This is a genomic window from Rhodoferax bucti (assembly GCF_005876985.1).
GTDB classification, from domain to species: domain Bacteria; phylum Pseudomonadota; class Gammaproteobacteria; order Burkholderiales; family Burkholderiaceae_C; genus Allorhodoferax; species Allorhodoferax bucti.
The window spans coordinates 214688-236494 of sequence record NZ_VAHD01000002.1; the positions used below are offsets into that span (position 1 = coordinate 214688).

At 52.0% G+C, this 21807-nt stretch carries 30 protein-coding genes; 23 read left to right on the forward strand and 7 right to left on the reverse strand.

The genetic code is table 11. From position 1 onward, the window contains the following. Window positions 1-108: 108 nt before the first annotated feature. Window positions 109-1332 carry an AIPR family protein gene (locus tag FDM28_RS07485; protein ID WP_138514541.1) on the forward strand — a complete coding sequence of 408 codons (1224 nt, stop codon included), beginning with the start codon at window positions 109-111 and terminating at the stop codon, window positions 1330-1332. A 98-nt stretch (window positions 1333-1430) separates the two neighbouring features. On the opposite strand, the gene dndE is transcribed toward FDM28_RS07485, so the two are convergent. The 6 genes from dndE to FDM28_RS07515 all read right to left on the reverse strand — a co-directional run bounded on the left by dndE (window position 1431) and on the right by FDM28_RS07515 (window position 7915). Next, the gene (gene dndE, locus FDM28_RS18185) at window positions 1431-1898 is read right to left on the reverse strand and encodes a DNA sulfur modification protein DndE (RefSeq protein WP_138514542.1); all 468 of its coding nucleotides are present in this window, start codon (window positions 1896-1898) and stop codon (window positions 1431-1433) included. Continuing rightward, window positions 1810-3819, reverse strand: coding sequence for a DNA sulfur modification protein DndD (gene dndD / locus FDM28_RS07495; protein ID WP_170211652.1), 2010 nt, complete (start codon window positions 3817-3819; stop codon window positions 1810-1812). The genes dndE and dndD overlap by 89 nt, the downstream gene beginning before the upstream one ends. Continuing rightward, entirely contained in the window at window positions 3809-5293 is a 1485-nt protein-coding gene (gene dndC, locus FDM28_RS07500; protein WP_138514544.1) for a DNA phosphorothioation system sulfurtransferase DndC, read from the reverse strand. The genes dndD and dndC overlap by 11 nt, the downstream gene beginning before the upstream one ends. 21 nt (window positions 5294-5314) lie before the next feature. Then, window positions 5315-6460, reverse strand: a complete 1146-nt coding sequence (gene dndB, locus FDM28_RS07505) for a DNA sulfur modification protein DndB (RefSeq protein WP_206021933.1) — start codon at window positions 6458-6460, stop codon at window positions 5315-5317. Between the two features lie 62 nt (window positions 6461-6522). Beyond that, window positions 6523-7383 carry a hypothetical protein gene (locus tag FDM28_RS07510; RefSeq protein ID WP_138514545.1) on the reverse strand — a complete coding sequence of 287 codons (861 nt, stop codon included), beginning with the start codon at window positions 7381-7383 and terminating at the stop codon, window positions 6523-6525. A gap of 43 nt (window positions 7384-7426) precedes the next feature. Next, window positions 7427-7915 (reverse strand): hypothetical protein, encoded by a 489-nt coding sequence (locus tag FDM28_RS07515; RefSeq protein ID WP_138514546.1) that lies wholly within the window; start codon window positions 7913-7915, stop codon window positions 7427-7429. Between the two features lie 573 nt (window positions 7916-8488). Here FDM28_RS07515 and FDM28_RS07520 point away from each other — a divergent pair. Genes FDM28_RS07520 through FDM28_RS07530 form a run of 3 tightly spaced genes read left to right on the forward strand, consistent with a single transcriptional unit; the run spans window position 8489 to window position 10475 of the window. Further along, window positions 8489-9778 carry a tyrosine-type recombinase/integrase gene (locus tag FDM28_RS07520; protein ID WP_138514547.1) on the forward strand — a complete coding sequence of 430 codons (1290 nt, stop codon included), beginning with the start codon at window positions 8489-8491 and terminating at the stop codon, window positions 9776-9778. 14 nt (window positions 9779-9792) lie between these two features. Continuing rightward, a complete protein-coding gene (locus tag FDM28_RS07525; RefSeq protein WP_138514548.1) occupies window positions 9793-10239 on the forward strand; it encodes a hypothetical protein in 447 nt (148 codons plus the stop codon). Beyond that, window positions 10236-10475: a pyocin activator PrtN family protein gene (locus FDM28_RS07530; RefSeq protein WP_138514549.1), complete on the forward strand. Its 240-nt coding sequence runs from the start codon at window positions 10236-10238 to the stop codon at window positions 10473-10475. Before FDM28_RS07525 ends, FDM28_RS07530 begins: the two co-directional genes overlap by 4 nt. Here FDM28_RS07530 and FDM28_RS07535 read toward each other — a convergent pair. After that, the gene (locus tag FDM28_RS07535) at window positions 10472-11689 is read right to left on the reverse strand and encodes a hypothetical protein (RefSeq protein WP_138514550.1); all 1218 of its coding nucleotides are present in this window, start codon (window positions 11687-11689) and stop codon (window positions 10472-10474) included. The genes FDM28_RS07530 and FDM28_RS07535 overlap by 4 nt on opposite strands. Window positions 11690-11792: 103 nt before the next feature. On the opposite strand from FDM28_RS07535, the gene FDM28_RS07540 reads away from it, so the two are divergent. The 19 genes from FDM28_RS07540 (at window position 11793) to FDM28_RS07625 (ending at window position 21768) form a co-directional block, all read left to right on the forward strand. Further along, window positions 11793-11987: a hypothetical protein gene (locus tag FDM28_RS07540; RefSeq protein ID WP_138514551.1), complete on the forward strand. Its 195-nt coding sequence runs from the start codon at window positions 11793-11795 to the stop codon at window positions 11985-11987. 96 nt (window positions 11988-12083) lie between these two features. Next, complete coding sequence (locus FDM28_RS07545; RefSeq protein ID WP_138514552.1) at window positions 12084-12419, forward strand: hypothetical protein; 336 nt, start codon at window positions 12084-12086, stop codon at window positions 12417-12419. Continuing rightward, window positions 12412-12651: a hypothetical protein gene (locus FDM28_RS07550; RefSeq protein WP_138514553.1), complete on the forward strand. Its 240-nt coding sequence runs from the start codon at window positions 12412-12414 to the stop codon at window positions 12649-12651. The genes FDM28_RS07545 and FDM28_RS07550 overlap by 8 nt, the downstream gene beginning before the upstream one ends. Then, on the forward strand, window positions 12644-12832 hold the full coding sequence (locus FDM28_RS17635; RefSeq protein WP_170211654.1) for a hypothetical protein: 189 nt from the start codon (window positions 12644-12646) through the stop codon (window positions 12830-12832). The genes FDM28_RS07550 and FDM28_RS17635 overlap by 8 nt, the downstream gene beginning before the upstream one ends. Then, window positions 12829-13635: a hypothetical protein gene (locus FDM28_RS07555; protein WP_138514554.1), complete on the forward strand. Its 807-nt coding sequence runs from the start codon at window positions 12829-12831 to the stop codon at window positions 13633-13635. The genes FDM28_RS17635 and FDM28_RS07555 overlap by 4 nt, the downstream gene beginning before the upstream one ends. A gap of 106 nt (window positions 13636-13741) precedes the next feature. After that, window positions 13742-13972 carry a helix-turn-helix transcriptional regulator gene (locus FDM28_RS07560; RefSeq protein ID WP_240791942.1) on the forward strand — a complete coding sequence of 77 codons (231 nt, stop codon included), beginning with the start codon at window positions 13742-13744 and terminating at the stop codon, window positions 13970-13972. 116 nt (window positions 13973-14088) lie between these two features. Next, a complete protein-coding gene (locus FDM28_RS17920) occupies window positions 14089-14214 on the forward strand; it encodes a helix-turn-helix transcriptional regulator (protein WP_240791975.1) in 126 nt (41 codons plus the stop codon). A gap of 10 nt (window positions 14215-14224) precedes the next feature. Next, window positions 14225-14530, forward strand: a complete 306-nt coding sequence (locus FDM28_RS07570) for a hypothetical protein (protein ID WP_138514557.1) — start codon at window positions 14225-14227, stop codon at window positions 14528-14530. Further along, window positions 14520-14981, forward strand: a complete 462-nt coding sequence (locus tag FDM28_RS07575) for a CHC2 zinc finger domain-containing protein (RefSeq protein ID WP_138514558.1) — start codon at window positions 14520-14522, stop codon at window positions 14979-14981. Before FDM28_RS07570 ends, FDM28_RS07575 begins: the two co-directional genes overlap by 11 nt. Further along, entirely contained in the window at window positions 14978-15982 is a 1005-nt protein-coding gene (locus FDM28_RS07580) for an AAA family ATPase (RefSeq protein WP_138514559.1), read from the forward strand. Before FDM28_RS07575 ends, FDM28_RS07580 begins: the two co-directional genes overlap by 4 nt. Then, complete coding sequence (locus FDM28_RS07585; RefSeq protein WP_138514560.1) at window positions 15982-16422, forward strand: hypothetical protein; 441 nt, start codon at window positions 15982-15984, stop codon at window positions 16420-16422. Before FDM28_RS07580 ends, FDM28_RS07585 begins: the two co-directional genes overlap by 1 nt. Beyond that, on the forward strand, window positions 16395-16775 hold the full coding sequence (locus tag FDM28_RS07590; protein WP_138514561.1) for a hypothetical protein: 381 nt from the start codon (window positions 16395-16397) through the stop codon (window positions 16773-16775). Before FDM28_RS07585 ends, FDM28_RS07590 begins: the two co-directional genes overlap by 28 nt. Before the next feature lie 52 nt (window positions 16776-16827). Next, entirely contained in the window at window positions 16828-17058 is a 231-nt protein-coding gene (locus tag FDM28_RS07595; RefSeq protein ID WP_170211656.1) for a helix-turn-helix transcriptional regulator, read from the forward strand. A gap of 1 nt (window position 17059) precedes the next feature. Next, window positions 17060-17347: a hypothetical protein gene (locus tag FDM28_RS07600; protein WP_138514562.1), complete on the forward strand. Its 288-nt coding sequence runs from the start codon at window positions 17060-17062 to the stop codon at window positions 17345-17347. A gap of 9 nt (window positions 17348-17356) precedes the next feature. Next, the gene (locus tag FDM28_RS07605) at window positions 17357-18583 is read left to right on the forward strand and encodes a hypothetical protein (RefSeq protein WP_138514563.1); all 1227 of its coding nucleotides are present in this window, start codon (window positions 17357-17359) and stop codon (window positions 18581-18583) included. After that, entirely contained in the window at window positions 18583-20670 is a 2088-nt protein-coding gene (locus FDM28_RS07610; RefSeq protein ID WP_138514564.1) for a hypothetical protein, read from the forward strand. The genes FDM28_RS07605 and FDM28_RS07610 overlap by 1 nt, the downstream gene beginning before the upstream one ends. Window positions 20671-20688: 18 nt before the next feature. After that, window positions 20689-21108 (forward strand): DUF5681 domain-containing protein, encoded by a 420-nt coding sequence (locus FDM28_RS07615; protein ID WP_138514565.1) that lies wholly within the window; start codon window positions 20689-20691, stop codon window positions 21106-21108. Beyond that, window positions 21095-21367, forward strand: a complete 273-nt coding sequence (locus FDM28_RS07620; protein ID WP_138514566.1) for a hypothetical protein — start codon at window positions 21095-21097, stop codon at window positions 21365-21367. Before FDM28_RS07615 ends, FDM28_RS07620 begins: the two co-directional genes overlap by 14 nt. A gap of 2 nt (window positions 21368-21369) precedes the next feature. Further along, a complete protein-coding gene (locus FDM28_RS07625; protein WP_138514567.1) occupies window positions 21370-21768 on the forward strand; it encodes a hypothetical protein in 399 nt (132 codons plus the stop codon). The last annotated feature ends 39 nt before the right edge of the window (window positions 21769-21807 follow it).

Consider the following 21807-nt stretch of genomic DNA (forward strand, 5'->3'; position numbering starts at 1 on the left):
TTAATTCAGCGTCCCGGTAGGGATTCCGAATTGCCAACAAAAGTGCGTCTGCGTAATTGCAAACGTTTTTTGTAGCGGGCTCAGGCCTTCTGTTAAGGAAAATTTACCATGGCTTCTTCTCTTATTGTTCGTCTTCCTGTCGACGAATATCGCTCTCACCCCATCCCCTTCGTCAATCAGGATTCTTCACGTCCTAAGGTTGGTAGTTGTTATGTCGCCGTTGAGGCACTACCTACCGAGCTACGTGATTGGCTCGAAGTAAATCCCCGCGCTCCTTCATTAAAAAAAGGCTCTGACGAGCTCAAAGGTCCGGTCGCCACTGCGATTGTTGAAACCTTGATGGAAAAGCCAGACATGATGGCATTGATGAACAACGGCATCACTATCTTGGTGGAGAAAGCTGAGCACGTGAAAAGTGCTGGCGGCAAGGGTGAGCTAACCCTTACGCTCTCTGACAAAGCCCAACATGGCGTTCCAAACGGGGCACACACGCTGTCCGCTATTTTCCAGACCAGCGAAGATCCTGATCGTCCTGATCCATGGAATGCCATGGTGCGTTTGCACATCTTTGAAGGGCTGGAAAAAGATGTTATCCCTGCGATGGCAGAGGGCTTAAACCGCTCGCTCCAGGTTGATGACAAGAGTCTAGAAAACTTGCGTGGTTTGTTTGACAAAATTAAGAATCAAATGGACGGCAAGGCTGGTCACGACCAGATCGCTTATTTCCAAGGCGACCCCAAACCAGTTGATGTTCAGTATTTGCTCTCCTTGATGGTTGCGCTGAACCTCACAGTGTTTCCAGACCGCAAGACACATCCGAACACTTACTTCGGTCAGACAGGAAAAGTGTTGGACAAATTTGCAGAAGATCAAACTGGACCGACTCCGGTGCAGAGCTTTGACATCATGCTGCCAAAACTTCAGGAGATCTTGAAGCTCGCAGATGAGGTGCAGCGCCGTGGCGTGAAACTACTGCCACGCCTCAAAGTTAAAACCGCCAATGCCAAGAATACTGGTCGGGTTGCATCAGTTGCACATAAGCAGCGTGAGGCTTATTTTGCAGGTGGCCAGATTGATGGGTTCTTTCCTGTAGGCTGGTTGTTCCCAATGATCTCGGCGTTTCGTGCCAATATTTCTAAGTCCGATTGGGACAATGGCTTGTTTAAATGGATTCGCGATCCAATGGTAGTGTTGGATGCAACTATTGATGAAATGTGCGACATCATTAAAGAAGAACACATCTCCAACAAGGAAAAACCGGCTGAGGTCGGCAAAAAGCCTGCAGCCTATCGTTTGTGCTATGGAGTATTGGCGCAAGAGGTTTCGATCTAACGCAATCAGTTGCAAAAAAAGGGTGCTCTTAAGGCACCCTTTTTTGTCTCCGGTTGGAGCAAGCCCAACTGCGATTGGAAATGCATCAAATCCGTTTTCTACATATTCGTACCCACGTTTGCACTGGTGAGTCCACTATGTTCCACGAGCTCCAAGAGAGTTTTGGATTTTCTCAATCGGTCTAGGCCTACTTCGATATGACTAGCGATAGTGGAGGCACATGCCTTCGTATCTAATTCACCATGTAGCTCTCGCAACAAGCACTCAAACAATAGACCATGGTCTCCAAACAATGTTGACGAGTTGAATTCATTGCCATCTTGGTCGCAGGTACGGTGGCCACCTTGTTCTCCGTCTTCGATGGACAAGAGGAGCGCAATTCGACAAATCAAGTTTGGTGTCACCCCTGTCCGACCTTTAAGCATCTTCAGGCTATCTGCTGATGATTTTGAAATTTTCATTCTCTTAGGCAACATGTCAGTGCACCTCCGCAGTGTTGCGCCAAAAATAGCCAGGCTTGACTTCAGTTGAACCACTGTCCTCATCAAATGACAGGTGGTATGCATGTGAAATCTTGTTCATCAAATCGTCGTAAAACTTGCTGTCCACTTCCGTATCTGTGGACAGCACAATGACCTGATGACTAGCTACTGGGAAATACGATTCCACAAGTTTTGTGCGATGCTTGCTGTCCAGTCGTCCCAAGGGCGTATCAATAATCACAGGCAAGTTTCGACCGGAGGTTTTCGCTAGCGCCTCCAGCATCGCAATGGAGTAGATTTGCTTTTCCCCAGCACTCAACCGCTTCTTGGCAACGTCACGACCCGAACCGTCTTTTAACGTGACCTGAAAAGTCTCCGCATCAATGTGCGCATCCCTCACGATGTCGTCCTTACGTGCCAAACGCTTAAATGCCTTCACGAAGTGCTGCCGCAATAATTCACACTTATGTTGCGCTGCCGATACTTTGAACTCTGCAATCAATTCCTGGGTTGATTCCGCCGCGAGGTGACCACGTTCAACCCCCCCTTCGCTGACCAGCTTTTCCTCAAGTTTTTTCAGCTTCCTCACCAGCTCGATAGATTGCCATAGAACTTTGCGCTGCTCTTCAATAAGCATCCTTCTTTCGACCTCAATTCCGCCAAGTTTTTGTGCGGCTACCGTGACAGCTTCAAAAGCCGCTTTAATTGAGTCATCGCTAGGTGCATGTGCAAGTTGATCTTGAATTTTTTCTTCTTGTTCAAGCGTCGTTCGAGCTTGCTGAAATTCTGCTTTGAGCGTCTGATGCTCGATTCTCACTTGACCTTCCAACGCGTTGCGTACCTGCCGAATATCAGCAGAGCCTAGGGACACCTTTTTTTCAGCCTCTGAGACACCCACATCAAAGCCGCTGACCCAAGCATCCACTGTTGCTGCTAAGGTCGATTGATCTTTTGCTCCAATCGAGATCGCCTTTGTTAGAACATCTATGAGTTCATCGGCGCGGGTTGTGACGGCTCGTTTGACCGTTTCAATATCCAACTGTCCTTCTGCTGCTGTCAGAGTGGCAATTGCACGTCGACAAGCATTTGGCGCCAGCGCAAATACACCTAGCCCATTGAGACCTTCTCGCAGCGCCTCTTCGTGTCGCAATCGCTTTTCACGCAAACGATCTAACTCCGCCTCACGTTCAGATCGATTTACTGACCATGCCCCTCCTTGTGATGAGAGCTCGGCTTTCTTGTTGTGGAAGTTCTCGGTCGCTAAGGTGCGTTGCTCCTCAAGTGCATTCCGCTTCTTACCCAAGAGGCCAGAAAGTTCCTCTGCGGCAGCGAGAGCTGTTTCATGAAGATCAATTTCCTCTCTAAGTTTTTTATCACCCAAGGAAGCCCGATGGCTACGCATAAAAACGTTCAAGTCACTATTGAGCCGATCAACTAAGTCAAGCCCCAGCAGCCTTTTGATCGCATCTGCTAAAACTGCATCGGAGTCATCCTTTGCCAGTGAAGAGATTTTTTCACCATCAAAAAAGAAAAACTGGGCGACACCTGGAGGCACCAGTTGATTCAAAAAACTTTGGGCCTGCTCATCACTCAAATATGCCTCGGTAGCGTCGTCTCGGTAGATAACAAGACGCTCCTCTGCTCCCTTACCTCGCTCCTCCCAAAATCTAACCACGTTATAGGTTGCTCTTTCGCCCATACGGGCATGTTCAAATACCAGGGCTACGCTGGCTTGTTTTGCCTTTACCAAAAGATGCCTTGGCCGATGTATCAGTTCCAGCAAATACTCTTCGTACTCCTTTTGTGTTGGTGTTACATCCAGTGATTGGCGGCCATACAGTGCCAAGCGCACAGCCGTCAAAAATGTGGTCTTACCGGTTCCGTTCAATCCACCAAACAATATGATCGGGCGCTTGGCCCCATATTTAATGCGAGGAGCAAGATCAAAGTCTTGTTGGCCCGCGTAAGTGCCGACATCTACAAGTGTTAGTTTCTTAAGCAGCATCGCCCAACGCCCCCTGCAAAGTTGCATACTTGGCTAGCAAAGCCTTTTCTTGATCGTCGCGATCCCTCACGACGACCCGTTCACCCATCTTGCGTGTCAGCACTTTGTCGCCTACAGCCCAGTCACGTGCTAGCAGCTCACCTAACTTGTCTTGTAGTTTTGACCTGCGCGAGTAGCCCTCAAACGAAAGCTCAAGTTCAATGAGTTTCATAAACAGTTCTTTGGACACGCCGTGTTTTGCACTTAGCTCGGCGATCAGGCTCTCTTCTCCACCTGCAAACACAAAATCGTCGTTCACCTCCCAAGCTATGTCGGCCGCGTTCCCCATCACGCGGCGATAAATTTGCGGCAAACTATCTTCCCAATCTGGCTCATTGGGATCCAAACGCCACTGAACACGGATGGCTTCCAACTCCGGTTTCGTGATGAGCGCGTAAGCAGGTCCAGGATTGGTCTTGTCGATGGTCTTTTGGATTTGCAGTAAATCTTCAAGAAACTTTCGGCGGTATTCCATTTTGTAAGGGCCAAGAATGTGCTTGTCCTCACCGGTCTTCTTATTTGTCAACACCGTGACCGAGCCGTCTCGGCGCTTGGTGCTCCGATAAATAGCCTTATTTTCCGGCAATGTGGACTTGTAAAGTTCATTGCGAAAATCTCGCAGAGGGACCATCCAAGTGTGGCCCGTCTCAATCAGTCCATCCATCGCTCGGTCTTGGGTCACGACGGTACAGGTCCAACAGCCAAAACGTGAATTTCCACACGACGGTGTGCTCGTATCAATAACCAATGGGCATTCCCCGGCGTTCGATCCTTTATACAAGTCAAACAACGCCTGGTGATCGCCACCCCAGGGGGCCGGTCCTGAAAATAAGTACTCCCAAACATCGTCAGCAGACCATTCGTCAATGGGGGTGAATACAAATGCGTTCGGTAGGCTGACGTGGCGTGACAGTCGTGAACCTTCGATGCGATGTTTCCGCATCACTTGCGCACGAGAGGAGCTTTCTTGGCTGCGCGATCCCAGTACAACAATCACCTCTCCATACGCCGCTACCTTACTCTTTATGAAATCACTGACCGGGTCAATCTTCATCCGCTCGGTGCACCATCGGAACTGCCTGGTAGGGGCTGGATAGCCGCGACCAATCAGGTTGACCCAAAAAGTTTCATCTGTCTGGGGTGTTACCGGCGGCCCAACCACTATAGGTAACCCAAGCGTCAATGCGGACTTACCCATCGCCTCAAGAGTGTCCTTGATGATTCCCACAACCAAGGGGGTCTCAACTAACGTATCTGAAGAGACAATAAAAACGGGCTTGGTCCTTTCCTCGGCTGGTAGGGAGAGCAAGCTCTCAAAGACTAGGCGAGCTACTGCCGTGGAGTCTTTGCCTCCGCTATAGCCGATTACCCAAGGTCGGTTGTCATGTCGGTAAATCCTAAGGACGTCTTCGCGCGACGTTGCTAAATGTTCCATGTTTGTTCCAGTAAGGTATTCTTAGCTGCTGACGGCTTGAGAGGATTCGATCAGCTTGTCATCTTCAGACAAGGGAACCCCTAAAACCTGCTTGATGTAGTTCGCTGTAAGTCGCACATTGGTCGATGCTTTGCTGATGCGCCCATGCAGCATGGTTCGACCTTCCCAATCTGCCACATTGGTGCGTGACCAATCAATCTTCTTGAGCGCCTTTAGCTGGTTCTTCCACCCCTTTGGGTTTTGAGAAAGCAAAGCTGCACCGGCAATACCTAATGCGTGAAGCACAACACCGTGCGAATGCACATACTCTTGACGTAGCTCTGCCGTAGATACTTGTTTGGTACGCGCACGAATCCAATCAGCAACATTTTCGGCAACAGTATCCCAATACTCCTTTGCAAGCAGTTTTTCTTCACTTGACACTGCTTCGCGCAGAGACTTCCGCAGTAGTGCGCGACTAGCGTGCTTGATCCCACTGAGCGTGAAGAGCTTGGTAGATCTGTTTGATATAGTGGACTTCTCCATCTCTACCAACCCCTTAAATGCCAAGCAATTACCAGCTAGGTACCGCGCCAAGTCAGACCCCGGGTCACGGTGGTCGTACAGGGTCGACAGGGAGTAACTCGGTCGCACTGCGTACTTGTTTAAATCCGCAAACATTTGCTGACTTCGGTCTAGTCCCTCATCTATAAAGAAGAGGACAGGCACGTTTTCGTGCCCTAGCTCTGGCGATTCCTTGATAGCCTCTTCGATTGCCGCACGACGATGTTGTCCATCGTTAATTAGGATGCGTGCATCCATGGGAATTTGGAGGAAGCCCAGCGATGCCTGCTTACTTGGGTCGATGGCATTAAACTTGACTTGACTGTCTACAGAAACAGTCAGTGCGGACATTACATAGCTTGCTGGGTTATCCACCAAGTACTGTGCGATTTCTGGCACACGAGCACGATTGAGGGTGCGCTGTGCACGAAGCTCTGGCGGAACTTCTTCTTCATCAAAAACAAAAAGTTTTGGAATGATGCGAAGAGGACACATTGCGATAAAAAAATGCCTTCCGGCTTGGGAACCTTGCACGGCTGGGAACGTGTGGAAGTATCCTTGCTCATCCATTTTGACTTCCTTTTCTTCATGGAAGTCATTGTATTCAAGTTTTTTTGGACTCATGTTCCGCTTTCAATAGCCAGTTTGATGAAAAAGTGATCGAATCTGAGCAATAAGAACTCGATTCATGTCGCGGTCCATATCGAGGGGCTTTGATTTGGACCCAAGTTAACAATTGCATGTAGTTCAGCAGCAACGTCGAGGATCAGTCCGTCCGGTACGCCCTCGATCTGCGTCGGGTAACGCAGTGCAAGCAACCGCTGCCGTAGCAGTGGTGCCTGTCTAAATCTCGCTGCCAAGGCTCGGCACATCGTGTCTCGGTAGACCGTTTCCCGTGCATGTTGACTTTGCAGCACCTTGCGTAAAGGCCACGGCCAATCGCTGACCTGGGCTGAGCGCCAGCAGCTTTCGTCCAGAACAAACGGATGCGGATAGGCTGGGTGGAGCCATCCAAATGCGCCGTCCTGACTGGTGACTACGATACGGTCAATGGTGTGCTGGCGCCCCGCTGGTGCGAACTCAATGCAGCCGTCGAGGTCTGGTCGCCATGTCAGGCAGTACGAACCGCCAAGAAACTGCATCCGTAATGACCATGCAGCCTGCGATTTCTGCTCCACTTCGGCCAGCAGCAACACGTGGCCGACGGACGCGGCGTTGGGATCAGCGGACACCATCCATTCCTTGGGTGCAATCACCCTGCGGTGAAGGCATGACGGAAACATCAGATCCGCGTCGTCCCGTGGTGTCAGCGTGAGCCGGTAACCCAGAGATGCCATGCTTTCCGTGCCAGGAACTGCGATGGTGGTCCCTGACTGGCTGCGCATGTACCGCAATGGGGAGGTGCAAACCATCGCTGTCTGATCGAAGTGCAAGATCATGGCACCGGCAAGCAAGCTGACTCCTGCAACACCGGGAGTGTCTCCCGGCCATGGGTCGATCAACTCAATCTTCTGCAATGGGTGGATTAAGAGTTGTTCAAACAGCATTGCCAAACTCCAGCATCAGATAGCGGTGGTCGGCTCTCATGGTTTACTTACTTGACGTCTTTTGCATTTGTGTGACACCGATGTACCAGCTTGGGATCAACCCGGTCAGGTCCGTGGTGACCGCAGGTTTGCCCGCCGACGAGTCCACACAATATGACTGGGCGGTTTTTCCGTCTGCTGAACGCATGCGGTGGAAGACCACGCATCGGCCCACCTCCCAGTCCGCGTCGTAATCCACCATCGCAATCGCCACATCGGGCAAATCCTTGAAGTCTTTGGACTCTTTCCACACCGTGGCAACCAGGCCATACCCCGCCAGAAGTTTGGCAATCAGGTCGCCGTCGATATAGGGGTAGTACGGCCCTGTTTTGGGCACGCCCAGCGTTTCGGCTTGTTTGCGGATGTCGTCCAGTGTCTTGGCGTTGCCAACTAGGGATGCGATGACGCAGTACACATCTGCATGCCGGTCTTCGCCTGCTGCGACGCGCTTAAAGTGGGGTTGGAAATTTGAGGGGACAAGTGCTGTAGCCATGGATTGATTCCTTGAAGGGTTGAAATCAACGCGCAGGGCAAAGTCAACCCGAGTTGCTGATGGGCTCAGAGAATTACGAATCAGGGAAAGTGGGCTTTGCGGCAGTGGGCTGGTGTCTGCCCTACGCGCTGGTCAGCGGCAAGCCCGCACCGAATGGTGGTGTTGCCGTGACGCTTTCAGTGTAAGCGCCTACCAACAACCATCGTCAACTCAATAACTTTGCCAGACAGCACGTCTTGCCAAACGCCTCCGTGCAGATGGCAATAGGAAGTGCGCAATCCAGAAAGAAAAACGCCACAGGGTTTGAACCGCTGTGGCATTTGATAGTAGCTTTGATATTTGCTTGTTGATGCTTAGGCTGCTAAAATGCAGTAAATCCCTTAAAAATCAACAACTTATCAAGTTGCGTTCTGGCGGAAGCTGTGTCTGCCAAGTACAGGTATTGAGAAGGCTCATATCGTATCAAGTCAGATGATCCCCTCAGGGGAGTAAGCATTTCATTGCATCAGTTGGTTTCTTGACGTATCACTTAATCTCATTATTATTGGTACATAAGTTGATGCAAAGAAAAGAATGCCAAAGATAGTCAAGGAGTTGGGCGCGCTCGAGATCAAGCGTCTCACAAAGGTCGGCTTTCACGCCGTGGGTGGGGTTTCAGGCCTAGGCTTGCAGGTGTTTGAGACGGGCGCGCGCTGCTGGGTGCTGCGGACGACGATTGCAGGTAAGAGGCGGAAGATGGGATTGGGGGGCTATCCAGACGTTACTTTGGCGGATGCTAAGGAGCGGGCCCGTAGTGCTAAGCGGCAAGTTTTCGATGGCTTTGACCCGATTGAAGCGAGAAAGGAAGGCCGTGCAGCACTTGCTAGAAGTCGAGCCAAGAACGTGACTTTTAAACAGTGCGCAGAGGAATACATTGAGGCGCATACGCCCGGCTGGACAAATGAGAAGCATGCGGCTCAATGGACATCAACCCTGGAGAAGTATGCATATCCGGTCATCGGCCAACTCTGGGTCAGGGACGTTGCGATCTCTCATATCTTGGACATTCTTCGGCCGATTTGGCTTACCAAAACGACGACCGCTGTGAACGTCCGTGGGCGAATTGAAGCGATTCTTAGCTACGCCAAGACTCTGAACCATCGAACTGGAGACAACCCTGCTGCTTGGAAAGACAACCTTGATAACCAATTAGCGTCCCCCAACAAGGTGAAGAAAGTCAGGCATCAGCCAGCAGTTCAAGTCAATCAGGTTGGGAACTTTGCAAAAGACCTTCGCGCTATATCTGGGCAAAGTGCAAGGGCGCTGGAGTTCTTGTTGTTGACTAGTGTTCGATCGCACAACGTACGGCATGCCACTTGGTCTGAGATTGACTTGGTGGGTAAGACTTGGGCTATCCCAGGTGAAGACAGCGAAGGGGAGGGAACTGGACAACGCATGAAGTCCGGTGTCGCTCACCGTGTTCCTTTGTCCAAGCGAGCCATAACACTGTTAGAGGGTCTTGAAAGGATGGCTGGGTCTGACCTTCTGTTTCCGTCTCCCCGTAAAGGGACCCCTCTGTCAGATATGGCCATGAGTAAATTGATGAAGGGCATGGGATACAAAAGTGATAACGGACGTAATGCCGTGCCTCATGGTCTCCGTTCTACCTTCAGAGATTGGGCTCAGGACCGCACGAATTTTCAGTATGAGATTTCTGAGAAGGCTCTGGCACATACCGTTGGTGATGCCGTTGAGCGTGCATACCTGCGGAGTGATGCGTTTGAAAAGCGTCGAAAATTAATGCAGAAGTGGGCAGACTTTTGCTCGACGTCTAGCGCTGAGTTGGGAAGTAAAGTTGTTCCCATCGGCACTAAAGCAGCATAGCGAAAACACAGTCAATGAACCCAAGCCTTCCCATACCGACCGACAACATCTACAAGTTCGCGTGCCTGTTTGGTCTCACTTTGATCGTTACTTCGATCTTCTCCTTTGTCGCGGTTTACTCGTCATCGTTGGACAAAAAGATGCAGTACTACCAGGCGGTGGTGATGCTTGAGGCAAAAGTCGGCAAGACTGTCGAGGACAACGAGATTTTGAAGTTGAACAAACGGATGCTGGAAGTGACAAAGGGCAATGAGGGAACGGCCAATACGTTTGCCGGTGGTGTCATTGCTTTGGGTGTCATCATCAGTCTATGGGGTGCAAGTAAATGGCATTCTGTGATCCAGCTTAGAGACGATCGCCTCGCAAATTTGCAGGTGGAGAAGCTGCAGGTCGAAGTCGCTGCACTGAAACTCCACAAATCATCCTGTGAGCAGCATCCGAAGGATGGAGCTGCTCAATGACGGAAGACAAACGACTTTTGTTGGCAGACATCTGCGAGGAGTATTTTGGGATCTCTGAGCGTGTCGCTACCCGCAAGGCATCGAATGGACTGTTACCAGTGCCTGCATTCCGAATCACAGGAACGAGGAAAGGGCCCCTCTACGTCATGCAATCTGATCTTGATGCACATGTTCAAAGGCAATATGAAAAGGCCAAAAAATTGAACAGCCAAATGCGGGCGGCGGGCTTGGTTTAGCTCGGGTGGTTTCCCTCTCTCAGCTTTTTGAAAAGTGCTTTCGTGGGATCTTTGGCGTCAGCAACATCGAGCGCCCACATTCGCCATTGCGAAAACAGGTCGTGCAGCTCATCTGTGACTAGTTCTGAAGCGTTTTGCACGTAGGCCCGAATTCGCTCGGCAGTAGCAAATGATTCGGCGTCGGCAACCAAGGCAGCTTTCCTCGCATCTTCTGCATCTTTAAGGGCGTGCTCTGCGGCCAATCGTCCACGAATGTCTTCTTCGATCTTTGCAATTTCCTCTCTCTCCTGCTGTTCGTAAGATCGGTGTCGGCCTTCTTCTTTTTCGCGCACGACTTGCTTCCACATGCAGCAGAACACTTCGTTTAGTCGATCTTCTACTTTGAAGTCTGCTGAATCGACAATTTGCAAATCGCTTCCACCGTGCCTACTAATTACAAGCGCAAGCTTGTCGGTCGGGAGGTAATGCCTTGAGGGGCTGAGAACACTTTTTGGCAAAGGAGCAACCTCCTGTCGCTCGCGTAATGCTAGCGTAATCGTGGCGGCCTCTCTACTTATGACTATAGGACCGTGGGTTTTAAGCACTTCAAACTTCAGTTCCCTTGATCTGCATGCCATAGCAATTGCATTGGCGATGGACAACGCGCGCTTGAAAGTGGCTGGCGATACCCGGAAGCCTGTTACCGAATGTTTGTCCACCAGGAATGCGCCTGCCTCCACTGGGCCGGAGGGATTGTTCCAATCGGGCTCCCAACTTCTATTTGCGTTTCGTGGCCTTAACTTTCTCGCCTCGTACTCGGCAATTTGTTGGTTCACTCGGACTGCTTGAGCCTCCAAGTGTTTTCTTACCTCTCGTATGGCTGGGTCCCACTTCGTCGGGGGCGAAACCACAGCAATCAGGTTTTCGCGCGCGCGCTCCCATTTGAGCTTGTTTTCTAGCCAATGGAGATCCTCTTCTTCCACGAAGTCTGCATGTGATTTCACCTGCTCGTAGGCGTAGGTGTAGCAGTCAAATTCCTCTAGCAGAGGCGATTTGGCAGCATCTTGCCCGGTGGCCAGCTTTGCCCAATAACGTTCGGTCGGAACAGGTATTCCCAAAGCACGACATGCTGCTCGTAGCTTAGATTGAGACATCCTGTACTTACTGCAGATGTCTGCAAACGGCCTATCCCAAACCTCCTGGTAGAGAGCCACTCTTTCCAGTTCAATTTTCATGATGCCTCCTTTGTGCCGAACACGCCCCTCATTTGAACAACTGCCTATTGCAATATTTTGATTAACGAATACAATATCAAAAAAAGTAAAGTGAAAGTTCAATATGAGCAACGAACCAGCAAAGTCGCGAGGTGGTGCGGGGCGCGGACAAGGCCGCAAATCCCTGAAGCCTGGGGAAGTTACGGTTCCTGTCGTCATACGGATGGCAGAGAGCCAAAAAGACAAGCTGAAGGATTTGGGCGGACCGCAATGGGTCAGAGACAAGATCGACGAAGCGCCGATCCCTGAAAAGAAATAACCGGCAAGCCCTGCGCCGGTTTATGCAGGGCAATCAAGGCGGGAATGGGGAGGGGTGGAGCCCTCACCAGACCCTAACCGTAAACACTGTATCGGAGTGAAATTGGCTAAAGGAATTATCGCCCCAGAGGCAAAAAGTGAACAAGAGTCTGTCACATTGAAGAGCATCGATATTCAAGATGGATTGCAACAGGCGGTTTGGACTGGCGCGTTATCTGGGTGGATTGAGGTAGCGAGAGGGCTAATTTGGCAACTCGCACACGCAGCAAGCTACGACGATGAGCTAGCGAAGCGCTTGAAAAAGCACGATATAGTGGTCGACACTGCCCGTTGGGACCGCGAAGAATCGACAGCGCTCACGATGCTTCTCGCGTCACAAGTTGGTCGTATCCGTGAAGCGATGACTCTTGCGGAGGAGATTCAAAATGCATAAAGCTGACGAACACACCCCCGGCAAATTCTCAGAAGAAATTTACGCGGCTCAGGACAGTTTGCGCATTGTTTTGGAGATGATCACCGACACGATGGTTCAGGTCAGCCCTGAGAGCAAAGAAGAGATAGGGAGAGCCGAAGAGCGGATCATTGTTCTTGCGAACTACGCTCAAACCGACTTGGAGAAGTTGCGTGTAATTTCATCCAAGCTCCGGGAGTCCCATCATGAGTAACTTGCGCTGGATTCCCATCCTCGGTGCGCCGAAGGAGCCAGCGGTATCAATTTGTTCCGAGGGCATGAGCGACGCAGATCTCGCTGATGCGATCGGAGAGCTGGAGCGATGCAAGGTCAGGTACATCGTGCTGCCGACATATGCCAATTTGAAGGCCTATCGCAGGGTTCTGCGTAGTTGAAAACGATCAAAGGAAAACAACCTATGGATAGAGCGCTAGAGCACCTGTTGGATAGGGAATATTCTGCAATTGAAGATATTTTGATTGACGGATGTGGTCTCAATGCAGAGTTGTTAGCGGAATGTGGAAGTGCATTCCCAATGATTCAAGTGCTGAAGCATCAGGCAAAGCGCAAGCCTCTGTCTGACCAGCAAAAGGCTGAGTTAACCATCTATACCGAACGAGCGGAACGCTTGCTTAATGCTAGTTCCAAAGCGAACGATCAGCTACTCAGTGGATTGGTTGTCATTGCAGTAATTTTTGGAACCCATCTATCAAGGAAGGGAAGCGGAGATTGGGAAGCCATTCCTACGTGGGAGTCGCTGGTTGAGTACGTTTCGATTTCTGCGTATCTCCGTGGGCGTCTAGCGGAGTCATTGAGGAGTTCCGCTGAAGACATAGACGTAGTGATCCAAAACATGGAAAAAATTACCAACCTCTATAGCTCCCTATATCTTGAGCACCTCGCATCTCAAGCGGCTTTGGAGGGTCTGCAGAAAGCGAACCAACAGTTGCCTGGTGATATTAGGAGGGAGCAGGCTAGAAATGCGGGGATTGCAAAAAATAGACCAGCTCGTCAAGCGAAGGAGTTTGTGCAGAGTGAGTGGGCGCACCACAAGGAAAGCTACGGAAACAATAAGTCGGCTTTCGCGCGTGACTATGTAAAGCGAGTTTGGAATGAATTGAACTTTAAGGTAACAGAGAAACAATTGAGAGAGGTCTGGCTTGCAGGCACCCCGCCTGCTGGCAGAACGGACGGTTAGCTGGCACTCAGGGAGTGACTCAAAAGCGCCGAAGACTGACATTTGCCCCATCAAAACAACGGCAGCCAAAGCCGTACGAAAGGGGCCAGATATGTCAATCTGGAGAATGCCCACTGTCAAAGCGGAAACAGGGCACCGCAGCAATGCAAGCATCTACAGCGCAATCCACGCCGGGCTGTTTACCAAGCCCGTGCCGATTGGACAGCGTTCTGTAGGCTGGCCATCTGATGAAGTTAAGGCTATCAATGCCGCGCGTATCGCTGGTAAGACAGAGGCCGAAATTAGAGAGCTGGTTCAACGCTTGCACGTCAAGCGCACCGAACAGGCAACCCATTGATGGAGGCCGCGATGCAAAGCACAAATGCATTTGACTCCATGCCAGACGGCGCGTTTATGCGTGCATCCCAGCTTGTTCAAAGTAAAAGATGTCCGAATGCACCATTGCCATTCAGCATGCCGACGCTTTGGCGAAAAGTGAAATCGGAAAGCTTCCCGACACCAGTTAAGTTGTCAGTGCGTGTGACGGCATGGCGGTGCGGTGATGTCCGTGCGTGGCTTAAAGCTCAAGCTAGTAAGTGAGGGCCGACCAATGGACCAATACAGCCAGCTCCACCGGAGCGGAACCGCTACGCCCATAAAAGAAAACGCCCTCGACACGCAGGGCATCAAGGGCGCTAAAACTATCGCAGTTTCAGCAGCAGAATTTGCCACACGACCTCTCCCAAGTAAAGAGGAAAACACGCTCATTGCCCAGATGGCACTTGCGGGGCATGCAGTGCATCGAGGAAAGAATGGTGGTTTTACGGCCTGCAAGTACGGAATGACCAGGTACTGCGAAGACTTTGCCGCCTTGAAGCGATTTGCCACTCAACTGGGGGTGATCAATGGGCTTTGATCGGAACCTCCTCCCAGAGCCAACCAGTTACTTTGAATCCAAGGGCCTCAAGTTGTCCGGGCCTGCCCGTTCAAAGTGGAAAACCACCGACTGCTCTTTTCATGGCGGGAATTCGATGCGGGTTAATGCGGCCAGCGGCGCATGGGTCTGCATGAACTGCGGAGAAAAGGGTGGTGATGTACTCGCGTACGAAATCAAGACCACCGGCAATGACTTCGTGGACGCAGCGAAGCATCTAGGTGCATGGGTGGAGGATGGGCGTCAGTCTTTGCCGCAGAAGCCCACACCCTTAAGCCCAAGACAGGCGTTGAGCGTCATGGCTTTTGAAGCCACTCTGATAGCGGTTGCGGCGGGCAATGTCGCAAATGGCGTAAGCCTTACGGATGTCGACCAAGCACGAGTGATGGTTGCAAGTAATCGAATCACCCGCTTGGTGGAGGCATTTCAATGAAGGCAGAGAACTACGCAGAACTGACAGCGGAACTGGATCAGTTTGCTGCAGACATTGGCGCCATACAGCCCACTCAAGAAAAGGTCGTCTTCAAGCCGCTTGAGGCCTTGGACGCTCACGACCTCGCACAGATGCACTTCAAGGAGCGCGAGGTATTTCTCGCGCCCTGGTTGCATTCCCAAGACCTTTGCATGATCTTCGCCGCTCGGGGTATTGGCAAAACGCACTTTGGCTTGAGCGTTGCATACGCATGTGCAACAGGCGGGAGCTTTGTTCATTGGCAGGCTCCAAAGCCACGGAAAGTCTTGTATTTGGACGGAGAGCTGCAGGGAAGTGTCATGCAAAAGCGGCTGCTGATGCATTGCCCTGACGTAGAGCCAGAGCGTGGGTACTTACGGGTCTTCACTCCGGACCTGCTGCCTGACGAACGCACACTGCCGGACATCTCAACAATCGAAGGTCAAGTGGCCGTCGATCACATGATCGGAGATGCAGAGATCGTCTTTCTGGACAACATCAGCTCATGGGCGCGAACCGGTCGGGAAAACGAGGCGGAGAGCTGGTCGCCTATTGCCGATTGGATTCTTCATTTACGTCGCAGGGGCATTGCTGTAGTGCTGGTTCACCATGCTGGAAAGGGTGGCGAGCAGAGGGGAACCTCCAAACGTGAGGACTTGCTTGACGCTGTTATTCGCCTGAAACGCCCTAACGACTACGACCCTTCTCAGGGCGCTGTTTTCATTGCCGAATTTACCAAGAGTCGCCATTTGAGCGGGGGACAAGCCGAAAGCCTTGAACTCACACTTGGCGGTACCGACGTGCGCGCGGAGTGGAAATGGAGCACCGTAGAGGACTCCACCTATGACCGTGTCGTCGCACTCACCAAAGAGGGCCTATCCCCTGGCGAGATCTGCGCGGAGTTGGAGGTGAACAAGTCCACCGTATCCAGGCATCTGCGTAAGGCGAGGGAGCTTGGGGATGTGACCGGAGGGACAAAGTAATGAGCCTTCGAGAAGCACTGACAAAAGCAGTTGCAAGTTGCACGCCCTTAGAGATGCAACACGCAACTTCAAAGGCAATTTATGCAACAGGTGCGGAAACTTCTGTGCAACCGCCCATTGGCCAGCCTCCCAAAACAGCCAATCAGGCAGCAACAAGCCATGCAACTGGTGTGCAACTTGAGGGAGAAAGGAGTGCAACTGGAGGGCAAAAGTTGCATGTTGCATTTGCCAGTGCGTGCAACACGCAACCGTCTGCCCTGACTGCTCCTCGTATTACGGCTGAACTGCTTAAGTACTCGGAGTTGGTCTGCGACTATTACGACGACAGTCCGAAGGCGCGTGAGGATATGAGGGAGCAATGCCTAGAGCTTCCGATTGAGGCTCAGGCCGATATATTGGAATACTTCCGCAAGTGGACGAAAAGTGTGGGGATGTGGTGATGGATAGGGAGTCACTTCCCCGCTGCAATGAGCTCGCTGGTCTGGTGGCGGACAGGCCTCCCGCAGTGCTGCGTTCAAGGGGTAGGCCCAAGAAGCGCACGCAGGAGTTCTATCTTTCGCTCTGGCGGGACTATCAAAAAATCAAGGCGTGGTTCTACGCCGCATTTGGGCGCAAGGAGGCCTCAGATGTCGAACTGCTCAAGGCCTACTTCTCACGGCAATTTGTAAGCGATGGCTTGCGAGCAGGGAGAACGGAAGACCAAGCGTTTCAAGGCAAGTTGAAAACGATTCGCAATGAACTCGGTAAGGCCAAGAAACTGCCTGCAACTGTCCTGAGAAACGAGGTTTTCTAGGACGTGCGGAGGCGTTCAATAGAGAGTATTCCAGTCCAAGGGAGTTCTCTCGATGAGTGCAAAGACTATAGATTCCGGAAGCATCCGCATCCTCCGATTGCCCGAGGTGGTTCGCAAAACGGGCCTCTGCAAATCGACCATCTATCAACGCCTCCGTCAGCAGGCTTTCCCATGTCCCGTCGCTCTTGGCCCCAATTCTGTTGGGTTTGTGGAGGCGGAGGTAAACGACTGGCTGTCGAGCTTGATCATGTTGCGAGAACATCAACCTCGCAAAGTTGCTTGACATGGCTGTTTACATATCCACGCCATGGTCAGCGCACCAGCCAAGACCGATTCCAAAGACTGACGAAGAAAAAAATGAAGCGTTTGCAGCATTTGTATCTGAAACGGTGCAAAAGCAGATGCCGTGGCTTTGGCCACTGTTGGTCGCATCGGACGCGGCTGTGGTCACAGACATTGGACATTTTTCTTTCTCAATTCCTAGCGATGCGGGCGGCTGGTACGAAGTGCCTGAAATTTCACGGCTTTTGGCATTTTTGCCTTGGTCAAGCGACAACGAAATAGCTCATTAAAGGAACATCATGGCAGGACTACTAGACGCATTTGGCGACGACAACACCCGCTTCTCGCTTGGGCTGCTGGCTGCGGCTGGCCCTCGCTTTGACGGTGCCAACGATGGGCAGCGGATTCAAGAGGCTTTGGCTGGATTCGACGCATACAAAAACCGTCAGGCTCAAGGGCAGATGCAAAAGCTCCAGTTGGATGCAGCACAAGCACAGATGGCCAAGCAGAAGCAAATGGAAGAGTTGGCGAAGCGTTACGCAACCCCAGCAGTTCCAGCGCAGCAAGGCCCACAAGTGCCCCTCAACATCCAAGGGGACACAGGGCCAAACTTGTACAGCCCTAGCCTGAGCAACATGTCCACCAGCGGCATGACACCCGCTAAACCGGCTGGGTTTGATTTCCAAGGCTATGCACAGGCGATGGCAGGCGTTGACCCGATGGAGTCTCTGCGCTTGCAACAAGTCCTGCAAAAGGACAAGACCCCCCTCACCATCAAAGAAGGCGAGGTGATGCTTGACCGCGAAACTATGAAACCTATTTTCAGTCTGCCCAAGCCCAAGGCTGCACCCGCAGCCGTGCAAGAGTACGAATATGCACTTGGGCAGGGCTACAAAGGCAGCTTTGAGCAGTTTCAACTGGCTCAGAAGCGTGCAGGTGCGTCAACCACCAACATCAGCATGAGCGACGGTCAAAAAGGCTTTGACAATGAGATGAAGCTTGGTGGTGCCTTCAAGCAAGAGCCCATCTACAAAGACCATAGCGCAATGCAAGGTGCCTTTCAGCAGATCAAGGCATCGCTATCACAAGGTACTCCCATCAGCGATACAGCAGCGGCGACAAAAATCATGAAGCTGCTTGATCCGGGCTCCGTGGTCCGCGAAAGTGAGTTAGGTATGGCGATGGCTGCGGGTGGTCGTATGGACAGACTCCGCGAATACCTGTCGCAGTCCATGAGTGGCACGAAGTTGACGCCAACTCAACGTCAGGACTTCTTGGCTTTGGCCACGGAGCTCACTGCCGCGAGTGCGCACGCCTACAACTCCAAGCGGAGTGAGTATCGCCAGCAGGGAAGTGAATACGGTCTCAATGCTGACCGAGCGCTGGGCAAGCCTGCCGATGTTCCTGCGCTGGCCAACAGTGGCAGCGATTCGCAACTCTCCGTGGTTGCGCCCAATGGGAAAACATACGTATTCAAAGATCAGAAGGCCCTGGCCAACTGGAAGATGGTTACGGGAGTTAAGTAATGGCCGACAAATACGATGAAGCGTTCGCTAAATTCAATGGACCGAGCGTCGACAAATACGATCAAGCCTATGAGCGGTTTGGAGCAGATACAAAGTCGCCAGCCTATCAAGAGGGTCGACAGGCTAGCTCCAGCTTGCAGGGCCTTGTAGCTGCTGTTAACGGTCCTCTTATGGGTTTCGGAGATGAAGTGCTCGCCGTGCTGGGTACGCCACTGAAATCCGCTGTCAACGGACGACCAATGGCTGAGAACTACCGTGAGTTGCGTGATGGCTATCGAGGAATGGTAGATGCGCGTAGAGATGAAGCCCCAATCACAACAGCGCTCACTCAGACGGCGACTTCTGCCCCAACAATGGTACTGAATCCACTTGGACGTGCTGCTGGATATGCAAAGGCCATGCTTCCGATGTCTGCTGCCGTAAAGCACGCAAGTACAGTTGCAGGGCTAGGGGCGAAGATTAAAAACGCTGCAGCATCTGGATTTGGGTACGGAGCAGTCCAAGGTGTTGGTGACTCCACGGCCGACTCACTGGAGGGCGTCGTTCAAGATGGATTGGTGGGCGGAGCAACTGGAGTAGGCCTGGGTGCTGTTGGTGCTCCCGTTCTGGCGGGTATGGGGGCTGCAGGTCGTAATGTCTCGCAGCGCTTCTCTGTTCCATCTGCAGTTGAGGCGGCAAAGCAAAAGGTTGCTGAAGCTTTGGCTAGGGATGCTCGTGGTGAAGTTTTTACGTCTGGGCAATCCAATCCCATTACGCAGGTCAAATCTCGTCTAACCAAGCTTGGCAATGAGGCAACCCTTGCGGATGCCGGTGGACAAAATACAAAGCAGTTGCTTGATACGGTGGCAACAATGCCAGGGCGTACAAAAGAGGCTGTTGAGCAGTTGATTCATCAACGTCAGGCAACGCGTGCAGACCGTTTGATCAGTGCGGCTGAGACTGGATTGGAGACTTCTGGACAGCGACTCTCGCCCACACTTGAGTCTTGGATTTCCCAGCGTCATGAGGCGGCAGCACCACTGTATGGACAACTTAGCAGAACATCTGTTGCTCCATCTGAATCATTGAAGTCCATCGTTGCAGCAGCAGATGACATAGGCGCTATCTCTCTGGGTCGTGAGATGGCAGCAGCTCGTCAAATGCCTTTCACTCTGGACATCGCCCCTCAGCGTTCCAGCAGCTTGCTCAATTTGCCTGAAAAGCCAAGCTGGACGATGACTGACCTTGACCACGTTAAGCAGGGTATTGATCAAAAAATTGCCAAACAGTGGGATCCAGTTGCTGGCAAGCTGACTCCGCTGGGGCTTTCGTATCAAGACCTGAAGAGCAAGCTTGTTGGTGAGCTCGACAACCTCACGACAGACCAGAAGACCGGTGTTTCTCTCTACAAGAGTGCGCGGGATGCCTTTGCGGGTCCGTCGGCACTGATCGATGCCGCTCAGCTCGGACGTTCCAGCCTCTCAAAGAATGGTGCAGCGATTTCGGGTGCAGTCCAAGGTTTATCCGCTTCTGAGAAGCAAGCGTTTCAGTTGGGTGCATTTGAAGCACTGCGCAGCAAACTTGGCAAAGAAGCGGGTCAGACAGAAATCCTCAAGATGTGGAAGGAACCGGCCACTAGGGAAAAGCTCTCTGCAATCTTCGGCGATGAGCTGCGATTCCGTTCATTCGCTGCAAAGGTCGCCAAGGAATCTCGCCTGAAGTCACTTGAGACGGTTGGTCGTGGTTCTCAGACCGCTGCTCGTCAATTCGGAGCGGGTGATCTGGACATGTCTGCCCTCGGTGATGCGGGGGGTGCGTTGGCAGCCGCAAAGTCTGGGAATGTGCTGGGTGCAGCGGGCGCACTTAAAAGCGCTTGGAATCAAGTCTCGACACCACAGGCGGTGCGTGATCAGGTCGGAAGCTTGCTGCTCTCCAAAGGCCTTCTAGCTGAGGATGCGACCAACGGGTTGACTGATCTGGTTCGCAGGTTGAATCAAGGCCAAGCAATGCGTGCACAACAGTGGGGTGCAACGGCTGGTTCGCAGATCGGTTCCCAGTTGGCAGAACCTCTACAGCTCCGAGGTTTGTTGGCAACTTCGCCTGATTGAGCAGGAAAAAAGCAGGCAATGGCAGACAAAAAAGACACTCGATTCAAGCCGGGGCAGTCCGGCAACCCAAACGGGAGAGCGCCTGGACACGGCGAGATTGCAAAGCTGCGTCAGATGTTATCTGTGCATGTCCCTGAAATCATTGAACAGGTGATTGCAGCGGCCAGAGGTGGCGATCTACAGGCCGCTCGCCTTGTCTTGGATAAGGTCATTCCCTCGGTTAAGCCGATTGATTTGCCTGTAGGTCTTCAACTACCCACAGATGGAAGCCTGACCGAACAGGGCCGCGCAGTCATCGCCGCAGTGTCTGAAGGACAGCTATCACCGTCCAACGGTGCACAGCTTGTAACTGCCCTTGGGGCCCTTGCGAGGGTTGCTGAGATCGATGAACTGTCGGCACGGATTGCGAAGTTGGAGGAGCAACATGCAAAGCATTGAGAAGCGAATCGAAGCCCTGGAACAGACCGTAGCGACCGCACTGCAAGAGCGGGTAATGTTCATCATTCTGGTGGGCATGGGAGAAACGGAGAGCGAGATTACTCACATCTACGACAACCACGGCAATCACTGGCACCGAATGCCCAATGAGACGGAAGAAACGTTTAAAAGTCGTGCAACGTCAGAGACGCCACGGGCGCCGAATCAGGTGGTGATGCTCTTTGGTGAGGTTTCATCCGCAGGAGTGCCTCAGGAGTAACCATGCAAAAGCTTGAACAACGCATATCTGCATTGGAGGCGAAGCAACCATCGGCTGAAAACGAGGTGACGTTTATTTACATCCCGGCTATGGGTCAGGATGACGAAACCATTACGAGCACCGCTACTCAAACAGGGACGGGATACAAACGTTGGGTGAGGGGGGAAGGCGAGCCGATAGCAGATTTCAGGACAAGAATTGAAAAGGATTGCATGGGTAAGTACGCACCTGAAACAAGCCCAATCCGGTCTTACTGGCTACTCAATCAATACCCAAACGGTGCGCACTATGCGCTCACTCCTAGGGAGGAACGTGAATCGTGGGGTGCGTTTTCAAACAATGGATCAGGCGTCACGATTCATAAGGTGGGAGGTGCTTTGCCTTCAGAAGGAGGGCCCTAGTGCGTTGGTTCTGATCCATGGGGCGGAACCCTGAAGGCA

Excerpts from the sequence above, each read along its gene's own strand:
- FDM28_RS07540 (WP_138514551.1), top strand. The coding sequence starts at position 11,793 with ATGAGCAACGAACCAGCAAAGTCGCGAGGTGGTGCGGGGCGCGGACAA.
- FDM28_RS07610 (WP_138514564.1), top strand. The coding sequence starts at position 18,583 with ATGGCCGACAAATACGATGAAGCGTTCGCTAAATTCAATGGACCGAGC.
- FDM28_RS17920 (WP_240791975.1), top strand. The coding sequence starts at position 14,089 with ATGCCGACGCTTTGGCGAAAAGTGAAATCGGAAAGCTTCCCGACACCA.
- FDM28_RS07515 (WP_138514546.1), bottom strand. The coding sequence starts at position 7,915 with ATGGCTACAGCACTTGTCCCCTCAAATTTCCAACCCCACTTTAAGCGC.
- dndE (WP_138514542.1), bottom strand. The coding sequence starts at position 1,898 with ATGCATACCACCTGTCATTTGATGAGGACAGTGGTTCAACTGAAGTCA.
- dndB (WP_206021933.1), bottom strand. The coding sequence starts at position 6,460 with ATGAGTCCAAAAAAACTTGAATACAATGACTTCCATGAAGAAAAGGAA.
- FDM28_RS07510 (WP_138514545.1), bottom strand. The coding sequence starts at position 7,383 with ATGCTGTTTGAACAACTCTTAATCCACCCATTGCAGAAGATTGAGTTG.
- FDM28_RS07485 (WP_138514541.1), top strand. The coding sequence starts at position 109 with ATGGCTTCTTCTCTTATTGTTCGTCTTCCTGTCGACGAATATCGCTCT.
- FDM28_RS07535 (WP_138514550.1), bottom strand. The coding sequence starts at position 11,689 with ATGAAAATTGAACTGGAAAGAGTGGCTCTCTACCAGGAGGTTTGGGAT.
- FDM28_RS07600 (WP_138514562.1), top strand. The coding sequence starts at position 17,060 with ATGGCTGTTTACATATCCACGCCATGGTCAGCGCACCAGCCAAGACCG.
- dndD (WP_170211652.1), bottom strand. The coding sequence starts at position 3,819 with ATGCTGCTTAAGAAACTAACACTTGTAGATGTCGGCACTTACGCGGGC.
- FDM28_RS07560 (WP_240791942.1), top strand. The coding sequence starts at position 13,742 with ATGCCCACTGTCAAAGCGGAAACAGGGCACCGCAGCAATGCAAGCATC.
- FDM28_RS07595 (WP_170211656.1), top strand. The coding sequence starts at position 16,828 with ATGAGTGCAAAGACTATAGATTCCGGAAGCATCCGCATCCTCCGATTG.
- FDM28_RS07625 (WP_138514567.1), top strand. The coding sequence starts at position 21,370 with ATGCAAAAGCTTGAACAACGCATATCTGCATTGGAGGCGAAGCAACCA.
- FDM28_RS07530 (WP_138514549.1), top strand. The coding sequence starts at position 10,236 with ATGACGGAAGACAAACGACTTTTGTTGGCAGACATCTGCGAGGAGTAT.
- FDM28_RS07580 (WP_138514559.1), top strand. The coding sequence starts at position 14,978 with ATGAAGGCAGAGAACTACGCAGAACTGACAGCGGAACTGGATCAGTTT.
- FDM28_RS07550 (WP_138514553.1), top strand. The coding sequence starts at position 12,412 with ATGCATAAAGCTGACGAACACACCCCCGGCAAATTCTCAGAAGAAATT.
- FDM28_RS07615 (WP_138514565.1), top strand. The coding sequence starts at position 20,689 with ATGGCAGACAAAAAAGACACTCGATTCAAGCCGGGGCAGTCCGGCAAC.
- FDM28_RS07520 (WP_138514547.1), top strand. The coding sequence starts at position 8,489 with ATGCCAAAGATAGTCAAGGAGTTGGGCGCGCTCGAGATCAAGCGTCTC.
- FDM28_RS07570 (WP_138514557.1), top strand. The coding sequence starts at position 14,225 with ATGGACCAATACAGCCAGCTCCACCGGAGCGGAACCGCTACGCCCATA.
- FDM28_RS07585 (WP_138514560.1), top strand. The coding sequence starts at position 15,982 with ATGAGCCTTCGAGAAGCACTGACAAAAGCAGTTGCAAGTTGCACGCCC.
- FDM28_RS07525 (WP_138514548.1), top strand. The coding sequence starts at position 9,793 with ATGAACCCAAGCCTTCCCATACCGACCGACAACATCTACAAGTTCGCG.
- FDM28_RS07575 (WP_138514558.1), top strand. The coding sequence starts at position 14,520 with ATGGGCTTTGATCGGAACCTCCTCCCAGAGCCAACCAGTTACTTTGAA.
- FDM28_RS07605 (WP_138514563.1), top strand. The coding sequence starts at position 17,357 with ATGGCAGGACTACTAGACGCATTTGGCGACGACAACACCCGCTTCTCG.
- dndC (WP_138514544.1), bottom strand. The coding sequence starts at position 5,293 with ATGGAACATTTAGCAACGTCGCGCGAAGACGTCCTTAGGATTTACCGA.
- FDM28_RS07620 (WP_138514566.1), top strand. The coding sequence starts at position 21,095 with ATGCAAAGCATTGAGAAGCGAATCGAAGCCCTGGAACAGACCGTAGCG.
- FDM28_RS17635 (WP_170211654.1), top strand. The coding sequence starts at position 12,644 with ATGAGTAACTTGCGCTGGATTCCCATCCTCGGTGCGCCGAAGGAGCCA.